The following is a 12,854-nucleotide window of genomic DNA, read 5'->3' as shown; positions in this document are numbered from 1 at the left end:
GCGGCTTAACCCGGCCGCGCTGCCGCTGTCGTTTGTATCTGGGCACCTCAAACCCTACGGGGAGGAGAGCCGCCCATGGCTACAACGATCAATGCATTTCCGCCCGTTCATGCCTTCAATTCATCGCGCAGCTGGGTGCTGGCGATCATTGCCCTCATCCACCTCGGGTTCTTCTGGGCGCTGACTTCAGGATTGGCGCGGTCCGTCATCAGTGACCTGCATCATGTGACCGCCGCGTTTGTCGTCGAGTCCCCGCCGAAGCAGACGCCACCGCCTCCCCAGCGGATCGACGACCCGATCGTGCAGTCCGTGTACGTCCCCGATGTCCCGCTGCCGCCAACGGTGAGCGATCAGCAGGACACCGCGCCTCGAATCGTCTCGACAGTCGCGCGCGAGCAGCCGCCGATCGGCATGCCATCGGAACCGGTGCGCCCCGCCCCGGTGGAAGTCGGGCCGCAGATCGATCCGCGTCGCGGGTTGAGCGAACCGCTCTACCCGCCGGCAGTCATCCGTTCGGGTTTCGAAGGCACCGTGATTCTTTCCGTTCAAGTGCTCGAGAACGGACGCGTGGGTGAAGTACGGCTCGAACGATCGAGCGGTCACGCGAAGCTCGATGAATCCGCGATGCGCGAAGCCAAGCGCTGGAAGCTGATTCCCGGCACTCGCGACGGCGTGCCCGTGGTGCTGTGGAGGCAGATCCCGATTACGTTCAGGTTGGAGGGTCAGCGGTAGGAGGGATAGGAGCACAAAGCATGGATCCCCGCGTGCGCGGGGATGACGACAACGCCGGGTTCTATTTCTTCTGCTCCTGCACGCGAGCGCCGCGCAGAATGAGCTCGATGGCGTGATTACCTTCGTGGCAGGCGTACTCGTACATCACGTACGAATCGTCGCGATGCAGGGGGAACGAGATCGTCCACGGCTCGGTGTAGTACTTCGGATCGTCGATCGTGATCTCGTATTGCAGTGTCTTGGGGTCGGTCAGCGTGAAGCGTTCCGTGATTCGCATGTCTTCGCTGTACGGCGCGCCGCGCACGCGGCCCGCCGTCTGGCCAGTAGCGATCCAGCCAAGTCCGTTGAAGTTGCGCGTCTCGACGACGAGCGTCGAGCCTTCCCAGCGGCCGCGTGAGTCGCCCGCCCACGTCTTGATCCGCGAATCGGCATGCGGGCGTCCGTCCAACGGAATGATGCGCGTGTCGTGAATCATCTCCGCCGAGAGCACGATGTGCGTCGGTGTCTGCACGATCTGGTATGCGTTGTTGTAGACGACGGGGAAAATCTCGGTCGGCGCGCGCGTGATGCAGCGATCCCACTGGCTCATCGTTTCATAAGAGTCGACGCCGTTGAGATGGATCTGTCGACGCTGCTCCGCCTCGGGGCGCAACGGGGCGATGCCGGTCGCCGGGCGAACGATCAGGGACGTCTGTCCTGATCTGAGCAACACCAGGTCATCGTCGATGAACGCGTCGTTGTCGCGGCCGACGTCATGGGGTTGATGGCCGGCAGCCCAGAAACGCTCGGATGCCTTTGCCTGCTGTGCCGCCACTTCCTCGGGGGTGATGAACGCCTTGTCGCGCAACGGGGCCGGACGCTCCATCGGCGTAAGCGTGCCGCCGGTCCAGATTCCCTCCAGGTTCGGCGGATTTCGATCCGCCGCGAAGACCGCGGCGGGAATCAGCGTGCCAGCAATCAGCAGCGCCTTCGCGATGCGCGGCGCGCGAGGCAGTGAAACCTGGTCGGGCATAACAGTCCGGTGCGAAGGCTATGTAGCCGACGGTATCGCACCGCAATGAATCGGTCCATTGACCGGACGTGTGTCAGTGTTCGGTGGACCGCGGGTTGCACCACCCTCGGCCGGGGAACGTGATTTGTAATCGCCGCGCGTGCACAATGTCCCGGCCGCTGGGGACGGCAAGTGGCGATCGAGCACAGGGCAATCGCGCACGGCATGCATGCTGATGGCGCGCCCGATAACCATAGAAAAAGGGTTGGACATGCGAGCCATCCGTCCTCAACAGCGCATCGAGCTGATCGATGCCCTGCGCGGCTACGCGCTGATGGGTCTCTTCCTCATCCACATGGTGGAGTACTACGAGCTCTACTGGGCGAATCCCGTTTCCAGCAGCGTCAATTCGACGATGTTCTTTCTGTTCGGCGGCAAGGCGTACGCAATGTTCGGCCTGCTGTTCGGTGTCAGCTTCTACATTCTGATGGAGGGACAGGCGCGACGCGGCGTCGACTTCCGTGCGCGCTTCGTGTGGCGATTGATGGTGCTGCTCGCCATCGGTTATCTCCATAGCCTGGTCTACGGCGGCGACATTCTGACTGTGCTCGCCGTGACTGGACTGGTGCTCGTTCCGCTGTACCGCTGTGGGAATGCGATTCTGCTTCTCATCGCCGCGTTCTTCGTCCTGCAGGGTCCGACGATGGTCCTGCGCGCCGCCGAATTCAGCTGGGATCCAGGTGTTCACGGCACCCTCATGGACACCTACGCCACCGGTTCATTCCTCGACGTGCTGCGCGTGAATACCTGGAAAGGACAGCTCGGCAAATGGGGTTTCATGATCGGCAGCGGTCGCCTCTGGAACATCGTCGGCCTGTCGGTGCTCGGCTTCGTGCTGGGCCGGGCAGCGTTCTTCACCGAGCTCGAGCGATACAAATCGACGCATCGAATCGCGTTCGCCGTGCTGCTGGTGCTTGCGAGCGTGCTGCTGATGCTCAGGAAGCCGCTCGTCAGCGCTTTCAAGGACCCGATCGTTCCTCAGCTGCTGGATTCCTGCACCAACATTTCACTGATGCTGCTGACGGTCATGGCGCTGGTGCTTCTCTATCGATCGGAGTCGGTCGCGCGAGTGCTGCGACTACTGGCGCCGTGCGGTCGCATGACATTGTCGATCTATGTTCTCCAGTCGCTGCTGCTGGTTCCGTTCTTCTACGGGTTCGGAGCCGGCGCGTACGCGTGGCTCGGGCAACCGATGAGCGCTGCGTTGGGTGTCGTCCTGTGGGGCGTGCAGATCTGGCTCGCGCACCTGTGGTTCCGCCATCACCACTACGGTCCGCTCGAATGGGTGTGGCGATCCGCCACTTTCATGCGAACAGATATCCCCTTCAGAAAGACGTCGAATGCGACGGGGCAGCTCGCCGCGGGAGCCTGAACGCCGTGGCGCTTACCGTGAGCGGCGCTTCGGTGTCGCCTTCGCGTCCTCGGGGTCGATCAGGGACCAGCGCATGACGCGTGCGGCTTCGCGGAGAAGGTCATTGCGCTTGATGCGATCCTCTTCCGTGAGCATCTCGTCGATTGCGAATCCCAGCTCGATGGAGATGCGCACGCGGCGCCAGAGAACCGGCCGCGACAGTTGCGGGAACATCGGTGCGAACGCTTCGGTCAGCCGGTCGGTGACGAGGCGATGAGATTCGATGCGGATATGGGCAAGCTGCGGCACCGCCCGCAGCGCGCGGAGCGTCCAGACGGCACCCGGCTCGGAAGCGGTGACATCCGCCGTCGCCTGCAGGATCTTCTCGACCTGGTCGCCCGAGGGAGCCGACATATTGTCGAGATTGGATTCGAGCCATTCGAACAGCGCGGCATTCTGCCGTTCCATGAGCCTGCGACCCAGCGCTTCGAGAATGGCGTACTTGTCCTTGAAGTAGCGATAGAGCGCAGGCGGCGTCATGCCGGCGCGCGCGCAGATCAGATTGGTGGTGATCGACTCGATACCGACCTCGCCGAGCAATTCGCCGGCGACGTCGAGCAGCCGTTCCCTGGTCTGCAGCGACCGGGCCTGTTGCGGGGCGGCGCGCAGCGGAGCGCGCCGCGATCGGGAGCGGACTTTACGGGTAGCCATGCGAACCATCTGGCCAGCGAGATGCTGATTGTAAGGGATCAGCCCCCTACAACTCGACGTGCTCGTGCATGGCGGGAATCCCTCACCGGAATTGGACTCCGGTCCGGGACAAACGATAGCATTCACTACCGTCTGGACCGCAAAGCCGCCGGCGAGGCCGCAACATGAGACTCTCATTCCCTTCGATCGCGCGACACTTCATGGCCGCTGCCGCGAGTGTTGTCCTGCTCTGCAGCGGATGCGCTAAAGAGGAGGCTGTGCCCACAGCGAACGCTGCACCGCCGCAAGCGTCCTCGGCGCTGCCGGCCGATCAGCGTCTTGCAGTGCTCTATCAGCAGTCCTGTCGCACCTGCCATTCGACCGGGGCCGGCGGTGCGCCGATCGTTGGTGACCGCGCCGCGTGGGATGTGCGGTGGGCGAAGGGAGCCGAGACGCTGCGTTCCAGCACTATCCGCGGTTTGAACGGGATGCCGCCCGGCGGACAGTGTTTCGCATGCACACCCGAAGACTATGACGCGCTGATCCGGTTCATGGCGGGGAGTCCAGAATGATCTCGAGGCGGGCGATGTTCATGACGCTTGGCGCAGTGGCTGTCACTGGCGGCGCCGGCGCGGGCTACGTTGGTTGGCGCGCACGCGAAACGCCGGAGCCTCCGAGTCCACCCGAAGTCGATGCCCAGGGTCGGCTGCTGTGGCGGAACTGGTCCGGCATTCAATCCTCGTACCCCGCGGAGCGCTGGGCGCCAGCGACTGAAGAAGAGCTTGCAGCTGCGATTGCACGACGGCCTCTGCCCGTTCGCGTCGTGGGTTCGGGACATTCCTTCATGCCGCTCGTTCCAACCGTTGGCACGTTGATGACACTCGATGGCATAACCGGCCTCATCGCGCACGACACAGCTACTCATCGCGCGACGTTCTTCGCGGGAACTCGGCTGGGCGATGTGGGCCCCGCGCTCGCCGCGATCGGACAGGAGATGCCCAACCTGCCGGACATCAACAAACAATCAATCGGAGGCGCAATCGCCACCGGTACGCACGGCACGGGCCGGAACTTCAAGGCGATTCATGGCGAGGTCACGGGCCTGCGTCTCATTACAGCGAGCGGCGAGATCATCGATTGCTCGGCGCAAGTCCGTCCCGAAGTATTCCATTCGGCACGCGTCGGGCTGGGTGCCTTTGGCGTGGTCACTCGCGTCGAGCTGCAGAATCGTCCTCTCACTCGCATCCTGAAGCGAACGTACGTTGCGCAACTCGAGGATGCGATCGCGCAATGGCCTGAGCTGATCGCCAAGCATCGCAATGTCGAGTTCTACGCTGTGCCGTTCACCGGACTGGCGGCGGTGATCGCATGCGACGAGACGGATCGACCTGTTCAGCCGCGCGGTCCCGATACGGATGCGGAAGGGCTCATGAGCCTCAAGCAGCTGCGCGATCTGTTCGGATTCTCCAATCGAGCGCGCCGGCAGATGGCGCAGTCGGCGATGGCGAATCTGCCGCCGGAGGAAGCGGTCGACGAGGGCTGGAAGCTGCTGTCCAACGATCGCCCGATCCGCTTCAACGAAATGGAGTTTCACCTGCCGCTCGAAACGCAGATGCAGGCGTTGCGCGAAGTCATGCAGGCGATCGAAACGCATCGTCCCGATGTGTTCTTCCCGATCGAAGTGCGAGTCATCGAGGCCGACGATGCCTGGCTGTCGCCGTTCTTCGGGCGGCTGAGCGGCTCGATCGCGGTACATACCTGGTACAAGGACGAATACCAGTTCCTCCACGAGCTCATCGAACCGATCCTTCGTCGTCACGGCGGCCGCCCGCATTGGGGCAAGCTGAACACGTTGAAGGCGATGGATTTTGCAGCGCTCTATCCGCGGTGGCGGGATGCAATGGACGTTCGCCGCGAACTGGATCCGGAAGGCAGATTCCTCAACGATTACCTGAAGACGGTGCTGTCATGACCTCACGCGTTCTGACCCGTCGCAATGTGTTGATCGGTGCTGGAGCGATTGCCGCGGCGGGCGTGGTGCTCGGACGGAAAGCCGATCATGGCGGCGGGCACGATCAGTACTTCCAGGACCTGTCGAAGGCGTTGCGTGACGCCGGTATCGCGCAGCCGGTTCTTGTTGTCGACAAGGCCCGGTTGAAGGAGAACGTCGCGGCGGTAGCGAAGACGCTGGAGGGGACGAAGCTCGCGTTGCGTGTCGTCGTCAAATCGCTGCCCTGTACGAAGTTGATCGACGAGATCTCAACCGCGCTCTCCGTCGATCGCTTCATGGTCTTCAACGGTGCCATGCTGCAAGAGACGGCGCTGCGCGGTGCGGAGGCCGACATGTTGCTCGGCAAACCGCTGCCTGTTCAGGCGGCACGCGAGTTCTACGACGCGATGCAGGCAGGTGACGTGGATTTCGCTGAGCCGCAGTGGCTGATCGATTCGCCCGCGAGGCTCGAGCAGTACATGCAACTCGCTCGCGAACGCAGCCGACCGATGCGCGTGAGCTTCGAGATCGATGTCGGCATTCATCGAGGCGGAGCAACGACACCGGAAGAGTTGCTCGCGATGGTGAACGCGGCTCAAACTGAACCCAGGATCGAGATCAGCGGGCTGATGGGTTATGACGCCCATGTTCCGCGGGTGCCTGGTGTCGAAAGCGCCTGGAAATCGAGCCAGTCGCACTATGCGGCAATGGCTGATGCGATGCGTGGGGCGCTCGGCGACCGCTTCGAACAGCTCGTGCTGAATTCGGCGGGCAGTCCGACCTACTCGATGCACGCGAAGGGAACGGCTGCCAACGAGGTCGCGGTTGGATCCGCGTTCGTGAAGCCGACCGATTTCGATCTCGATACGCTGGCGCATCACGTGCCGGCGAGCTTCATCGCGACACCGGTCATCAAGTCGTTGCCGCGGGCCCAGATTCCGGCGCTGGAGTCGCTCACGGGGCTGCGGCGTTTCATGGATCCCAACACCGCACGGGCATTCTTCATCTACGGAGGACATTGGCTTGCGAAGCCCGTGTCGCCGCCGGGATTGCAGTTCAGCGATCTGTACGGGCGTTCCAGCAACCAGGAGCTGCTGACCGGATCGGCATCGGTCCCGCTGCAGCCGGACGACCATGTCTTCTTCCGGCCGACGCAGAGCGAAGCGGTGTTCCTGCAGTTCGGGGATATCGCGGTCTACGAAGGAGGCAGCATCGTTGAGCGCTGGCCGACGTTCCCGGTGTCAGCGTGAATTGAAATCCTGCAGCCACGCGATGACGTCATCGACACCGTCGAGTCGATGAGCCGCTGCAGTCGCTGCCGAAGCGCCCACGCGGATCGACATGCCGCCGAGCTTGTTCACGATCGCAAAGCCTGCCTCGTCGGTGACGTCGTCGCCGATGAAGATGGGAAACCGGCCAAGGAACGGCGCGTCCCTGAGAAACGCCGATATCGCGCTGCCTTTCGAGTGACCTGCGGGGCGCAGCTCGACAACCGATTTGCCCCGCTGCAGTTCGTGAGTGCCCCCGAGACGTTCGAGCGCCAGCTGGGCTTCCCGATGTGCTTCATCTTCGAGGTTTGGAGCGAGCCGATAGTGCAGCGCGAGCGCAGAGCCCTTGTCCTCGAGCAAGGTCCCCGGATGACGGCTCGTCCACGCCGCGAGCGCATCTCGCGCTGCCGCGAACCGCACCAGATCGACTCTGGGGCGGACTACGCAGCCGCTCGCTTCACGACGTTCGCTCCCGTGAATGCCCGCGGCAGCGAGTCGCAGCGGTGCAAACAACTTGTCGAGCGTGACGATGCTCCGACCGCTGACGAGGGCCAGTGCGCCATCGAGGCGCACGGACAGGCTTGCCAGCAGCTCCTTGAGAGAGTCGGGAACGACCACGGCGTTCGGCGTCGGCGCGATCTCGAGCAACGTTCCGTCGACATCGAGAAAGAGGGCGAGCGAAGCGTCCGCGGTAACGTGGGGAATAGCCGGGAAAGTCATCGTCAGGCAAAGTACGTGCTTCGCGCGGGTGATGCAATCGAGAACATCCGCTTGCGCTGTTTCCTGGAGCTGTCGGATGCAGGGTTCGGATCGTCAACGTCGCGTTCGCCGTGCTCACGGGGGAAGTCTCGCGGGCACCAATCTCGAGCGCGCTGGTGACTACAACCAGCGAGTCACGCTGCAGGCGATCCGTGTCAATGGACCGATTACACGCGTCGACCTGGCGCACCTGACGGGACTCACGACGCCGGCGATCGCCAACATCACGAACCGGCTGCTGAACGAGAATCTCATTCTCGAAGTCGGCAAGCTGCAGGGCCGTCGCGGTCAGCCTGCGATGCGACTCGCGATCAATCCCGATGGCTGCTTTTCCGTCGGGGTCAACATCGACCGCGATCATGTGACACTCGTCGTCCTGGATTTTCTGGGGAATGTGCGGGCACGCGCCGCGGAGGAAATCGATTTCGCGCTGCCGAACGACGTCGTTGCTTTTGCCCGCAAATCGATCGACGGCATTTTCAAGTCGCGCACGCTGCCGCGCGATCGGATCATCGGAACGGGCATTGCTCTGCCGGATGATCTCGGTCGCATCGATCTGCCGCATCGCCCCTCGACGTACAGCGTCTGGCAGACCGTGGATGTGAACCGGCTGTTCGCCGACGTGCTTCCCCAGCCGGTATTCGTCGAGAATGACGCTGCCGCGGCCGCGATCGGCGAACTCCAGTTCGGTCACGGCCTGCGCAGCCCCAGCTTTTTCTACATCCTGATCAGTGCGGCGCTCGGGGGCGGGCTTGTGATCGACGGGAACTATTTCCGCGGCGCCGATGGACGCAGCGGCGAGATTGGTTTCCTGCCGCTGCGCACGCGGCGAGGCAATCAAGTGCACTCGCTGCAGCAAGTCGTATCGCTGTCTGCGCTATATGAGCAACTCGCGCAGGCTGGCCACAAGGTCACGCGACCCGAGCAACTCGGCGCCCTCAGTACAGCCGGCAAGGGCGCTGTGACCGCGTGGCTGGATGATGCCGCCGACTACCTGACCGATCCGCTGATTGCGGTGAGCTGCCTGGTGAATCCCAAGGCGGTCTTCATTGGCGGCCGGTTGCCCTCGGACCTGGTGGACCGGCTGGCGGATCATCTCAACCAGCGGCTCAGGAAGCGTGCAGGCGATGTTCCCGCGATTGCACCTGTGTTGCGTGCAGCGATGGCAGCGGATGCGCCGGCCATCGGTGCGGCGATCCTGCCGTTCAACGAATTGTTGCTGCCGTCCCGGGCAGCCCTCATGAAGGCTGCCCTGGATTAGTGTCAATAAACAAATTTACTTTCATTAAACGCCCACGTAGCCTTGCGCGCCATGTCGTCCGCCGCCACTCCCGTAACTCGTGAAGCGCAGTCCGCTGACGGGCAATCGCGCCCGATCGAAATCGGCGTGGATTTCGGCGGGACGAAAATCGAGGCCGCTGCCCTCGACGCCGATGGAAATTTCCTTGCGCGGGTGCGAGCCGCGAATCCGGGGACTTATGACGCGTCGATCCGCACCGTGCGCGATCTGATCGCGAGCGCGGAGTCGCAAGCCGGGAAGCGCGGCACGATTGGCATCGGCACACCGGGTTCCATCTCTCCGCGTACGGGTGTGATGCGCAACGCCAATTCCACGTATTTGAACGGACGCCGGTTTCACGAAGATCTGTCCGCAGCGCTGGGCCGCGAGATTCGCCTCGCGAACGACGCGAACTGCCTTGCGCTTTCCGAAGCAGTCGATGGTGCGGCGGCAGGATCGCGTGTGACCTTCGCAATCATTCTGGGAACCGGTTGCGGCGGCGGCTTCGTGGTCGATGGGCAGCTGGTCGAAGGAGCCAACGGAATCGGCGGTGAGTGGGGGCATATGCCGCTGCCATGGCCGACGCGCGAAGAGTTCGATGCAACAAAATGCTGGTGTGGACTGCGGGGCTGTCTCGAAACCTGGGTGTCGGGCAGCGGGCTGCAGCGCGACTACGCGCAATCAGGTGGGTCAGCAACCGATGCGCAGTCCATCGTTCGCGCGGCGCGTGAAGGCGACGAACGCGCCCGAGTGGCATTCGAGCACTACATCGGCCGACTCGGCCGCGCGATGGCGGTGATCGTCAACGTGCTCGATCCCGACACTTTCGTGCTGGGCGGCGGGATGTCGAACGTGGCCGAGCTCTACGAGCGGCTTCCCGATGCGGTGAGACCCTATGTCTTCTCGGATGCCTGGGCTGCGAAGATCGCACCCGCCCGCTGGGGAGATTCCTCCGGCGTGCGTGGTGCAGCGCGTTTGTGGCGCTAGAGAACGGGCGCTGACGATCGGGCCGGAGCGGCCGCTGTGCCCGTCGCGGAGTGCCGACGAGCCGCGAAAAATATCGACTGGTTCCCGAACTTGAAGGCTCGACGGTTCATTACGTCCGTCGGCGCCGTGCCGCGCAACGGCTCCAGTAAACTGGCGCGTCCAATGCCTGGGGAGTTCTGTCGATGTCGTCCGTGATCACCGAAGCTACCGAAATCTGCGAAGCGTTGAAGCATTGGCTGCTCGAGGACGCGTATCCGCTGTGGTGGTCCCGCGGCGCCGATCACGAACAAGGCGGATTTCACGAACGCCTGCGCATCGACGGCAGCGCCACCGGCGAGCGTCGTCGCGCACGATTGCATCCGCGTCAGATCTACGCATACAGCATTGCCGATGAGCTCGGCTGGGCCGGACCGCACGAACAGGCAGTGCGGCATGGGCTCGATTACTTTCGCGAGAAGTATTTTCGCCCCGATGGACTGGTGCGAACGGTCGTGGCGGCCGACGGTTCGGTCGCCGACGATCGCGCCGTTCTCTACGATCAGGCGTTCGCGCTGATGGGCCTCGCCGCTGCGTACGACACGCTCGATGATGATGGGCTGCGGGATGCCGCTCGCAATCTTCTCGAGCGGGTTCAGGCGCAGCTGGAGAACGCCAATGGCGGATTCGAAGAATCCAATCCGCGCATCCTGCCGTTGCTGTCCAATTCGCACATGCACTTGCTCGAATCCGCGCTTGCATGGATGGACCTCGATCACGATGCGAGATGGCAGCGTCTCGCCAGCGATATCGTCGAGCTCGCACTCTCGCGATTCATCGATCCGTACTCGGGTTTGCTCCGGGAGTTCTTCGACGCGGACTGGCAGCCGGTCGATGGCGACGAAGGCCGCGTCGTCGAGCCAGGGCATCAGTTCGAATGGGGCTGGCTGCTGTTGCGATGGGTCGAGCGCACCGGCGAATCGCGGGCGCGCGAGCCGGCGCTGCAGATCATCCAGTTCGGCGAAAGCCTGGGCGTGGATCAGAGTCGGGGTGTCGCGATCACATCGCTGCTCTCGGACGGAACGGTTCGCGATCCACTTGCGCGCCTCTGGCCGCAGACGGAACGTCTCAAAGCGGCGTGCATTGCTGCCGAGGTCACGCGCCAGGAGGAATACTGGAGCATGGCGGTCGCGGCCGCGCGCGGGCTGCAGAAGTATCTCGACACGCCGCTGCGCGGATTGTGGCGCGACAAGATGAACCCGGATGGCAGCTTCGTCGAAGAACCGGCGCCGGCGAGCTCGTTCTATCACATCGCCTGTGCAATCGCGGAGTTCGAGCACACGCTGAAGCGAGCGGGCTAGTCATCGATTCATGAGCGCTTCCATGTCCTCGAGTTTCGCGCCCTTGGTTTCGGGGAAGTAGCGCAGTACGACAAGGAATTGCAGCACCATCATCGCCGCGAAGAATGCGAACGGCGCGGCTTTCGACTGTGCCGCGACGAGCGGAAACAGGAACGTGATCAGCGCATTCATGATCCAGTGTGTCGAACTGCCGATCGACTGCCCTCGCGCCCGCACCGGCGTCGGGAAAATCTCGCTGATGTAGACCCAGATCACGGCTCCTTGCGAGAACGCGAAGAACGCAATGAAGCCGATCAGCGTGACGATCAGCCATTCGTGGCCGCGGTCCATGCCCATGATTCCCGCTACGAACGTCAGACAGATGAACATGCCGACGGCGCCCACCAGCAAGAGCCTGCGGCGACCGACTCTGTCTATGAAGAGCATGGCGATCAGCGTGAAGACGAGGTTCGTTGCACCGATAGCAACAGCCTGCAGATCGCTCGACACCCTCCCGAACCCGGCCGCGGCGAAGATGTCGTTGAGGTAGTAGAGGATCGCGTTGATTCCAGCGAGCTGGTTGAACATGGCGATCGCCACGGCGAGCAGGATCGGCTTGCGATGCTGGTGCCAGCTCAATCGATTCGACGACGTTGCATGCGTCGACTGGCGGATCTCTTCCAGAGTGCCTCGTGCATCGGGCATCCCGATTCGTCGCAGTGCTTCGAGCGCCTCCGCTGCACGGCCCTTCGCAATCAGCCAGCGCGGACTGTGAGGGATGTACAGCAACATCCCCAGCAGCAGCATTGCAGGAACGATCGTCACAGCGAACTTCCAGCGCCATTCGGCTTCGTCCGGCATGACCTGGCCGACGAGAAAGTTGCTGAGATACGCAATGAGGATGCCGGCCACGATGTTGATCTGGAACAAGCCGACCAGCATGCCTCGCCGCTGGGGAGGCGCGATCTCCGCGATGTAGACCGGAGCCAGTACTGATGAGCCCCCGATGGCGAGTCCGCCGATGAATCGGAAAATCAGCAGCGCAGGCCAGTTCCAGGCGACGGCGCAACCCAGCCCCGAGACCAGATACAGCACAGCCATCCATCGCAACGCGTCGCGGCTGCCGTAACGATCGCCGACGACGCCTGCGCAGAGCGCTCCGATCAACGTGCCGATCAGCGCACTCGACACTGTCGCGCCGAGCGCGGCGGGTGACAGCGAATAGACGTTGCGCAGATCCGCAGTCACTCCGGAAATCACTGCCGTATCAAAGCCGAACAGCAAGCCGGCCAGGGCCGCGCTTGAGATGCTCGCCAGGAACAATCCTCTGTTCATATCCCCGCCGTTTGACGAATAAAGAAAATCGTTTTATTAATGTAGCGCGAATCCGGGTAGAACGAACAACCCGTGGCCATGAGCCGCGGATCGATT

The 12,854-nt window shown here is 63.0% G+C and carries 12 protein-coding genes; 8 read left to right on the top strand and 4 right to left on the bottom strand.

The annotated features are described in order from the left end of the window. The first annotated feature begins 75 nt into the window (after positions 1–75). Positions 76–732: an energy transducer TonB gene (locus HNQ60_RS06560; RefSeq protein WP_184330249.1), complete on the top strand. Its 657-nt coding sequence runs from the start codon at positions 76–78 to the stop codon at positions 730–732. A 61-nt stretch (positions 733–793) separates the two neighbouring features. Here the strand turns inward: HNQ60_RS06560 and HNQ60_RS06555 are convergent, their stop codons facing one another. Further along, positions 794–1,744 carry a hypothetical protein gene (locus HNQ60_RS06555; protein ID WP_184330248.1) on the bottom strand — a complete coding sequence of 317 codons (951 nt, stop codon included), beginning with the start codon at positions 1,742–1,744 and terminating at the stop codon, positions 794–796. A 250-nt stretch (positions 1,745–1,994) separates the two neighbouring features. Between HNQ60_RS06555 and HNQ60_RS06550 the strand changes: the two genes are divergently transcribed. Continuing rightward, a complete protein-coding gene (locus tag HNQ60_RS06550; RefSeq protein ID WP_184330247.1) occupies positions 1,995–3,155 on the top strand; it encodes a DUF418 domain-containing protein in 1,161 nt (386 codons plus the stop codon). A 12-nt stretch (positions 3,156–3,167) separates the two neighbouring features. On the opposite strand, the gene HNQ60_RS06545 is transcribed toward HNQ60_RS06550, so the two are convergent. Continuing rightward, positions 3,168–3,845, bottom strand: a complete 678-nt coding sequence (locus HNQ60_RS06545) for a TetR/AcrR family transcriptional regulator (protein WP_184330246.1) — start codon at positions 3,843–3,845, stop codon at positions 3,168–3,170. Between the two features lie 164 nt (positions 3,846–4,009). Here HNQ60_RS06545 and HNQ60_RS06540 point away from each other — a divergent pair, with 164 nt between their 5' ends. The 3 genes from HNQ60_RS06540 to HNQ60_RS06530 are packed head-to-tail and all read left to right on the top strand — an operon-like array spanning position 4,010 to position 7,064. Then, positions 4,010–4,396 (top strand): c-type cytochrome, encoded by a 387-nt coding sequence (locus HNQ60_RS06540; protein ID WP_184330245.1) that lies wholly within the window; start codon positions 4,010–4,012, stop codon positions 4,394–4,396. Beyond that, positions 4,393–5,796, top strand: coding sequence for a D-arabinono-1,4-lactone oxidase (locus HNQ60_RS06535; protein ID WP_184330244.1), 1,404 nt, complete (start codon positions 4,393–4,395; stop codon positions 5,794–5,796). Before HNQ60_RS06540 ends, HNQ60_RS06535 begins: the two co-directional genes overlap by 4 nt. After that, complete coding sequence (locus HNQ60_RS06530; protein ID WP_184330243.1) at positions 5,793–7,064, top strand: alanine racemase; 1,272 nt, start codon at positions 5,793–5,795, stop codon at positions 7,062–7,064. Before HNQ60_RS06535 ends, HNQ60_RS06530 begins: the two co-directional genes overlap by 4 nt. Here HNQ60_RS06530 and otsB read toward each other — a convergent pair. Further along, positions 7,056–7,802 (bottom strand): trehalose-phosphatase, encoded by a 747-nt coding sequence (gene otsB / locus HNQ60_RS06525; protein WP_184330242.1) that lies wholly within the window; start codon positions 7,800–7,802, stop codon positions 7,056–7,058. The genes HNQ60_RS06530 and otsB overlap by 9 nt on opposite strands. 76 nt (positions 7,803–7,878) lie before the next feature. Here otsB and HNQ60_RS06520 point away from each other — a divergent pair, with 76 nt between their 5' ends. The 3 genes from HNQ60_RS06520 to HNQ60_RS06510 all read left to right on the top strand — a co-directional run bounded on the left by HNQ60_RS06520 (position 7,879) and on the right by HNQ60_RS06510 (position 11,444). Next, positions 7,879–9,102 carry an ROK family transcriptional regulator gene (locus HNQ60_RS06520; protein WP_184330241.1) on the top strand — a complete coding sequence of 408 codons (1,224 nt, stop codon included), beginning with the start codon at positions 7,879–7,881 and terminating at the stop codon, positions 9,100–9,102. A 51-nt stretch (positions 9,103–9,153) separates the two neighbouring features. Continuing rightward, a complete protein-coding gene (locus HNQ60_RS06515; RefSeq protein WP_184330240.1) occupies positions 9,154–10,107 on the top strand; it encodes an ROK family protein in 954 nt (317 codons plus the stop codon). Positions 10,108–10,289: 182 nt separating this feature from the next. Beyond that, positions 10,290–11,444 carry an AGE family epimerase/isomerase gene (locus HNQ60_RS06510; RefSeq protein WP_184330239.1) on the top strand — a complete coding sequence of 385 codons (1,155 nt, stop codon included), beginning with the start codon at positions 10,290–10,292 and terminating at the stop codon, positions 11,442–11,444. On the opposite strand, the gene HNQ60_RS06505 is transcribed toward HNQ60_RS06510, so the two are convergent. Then, positions 11,445–12,758 (bottom strand): sugar porter family MFS transporter, encoded by a 1,314-nt coding sequence (locus HNQ60_RS06505; protein ID WP_184330238.1) that lies wholly within the window; start codon positions 12,756–12,758, stop codon positions 11,445–11,447. Positions 12,759–12,854: the final 96 nt, after the last annotated feature.

The organism is Povalibacter uvarum, assembly GCF_014202975.1.
GTDB lineage: Bacteria > Pseudomonadota > Gammaproteobacteria > Steroidobacterales > Steroidobacteraceae > Steroidobacter > Steroidobacter uvarum.
Note: the sequence above shows the minus strand (reverse complement) of the source record. Positions and strands in the feature narration are given on the sequence as shown.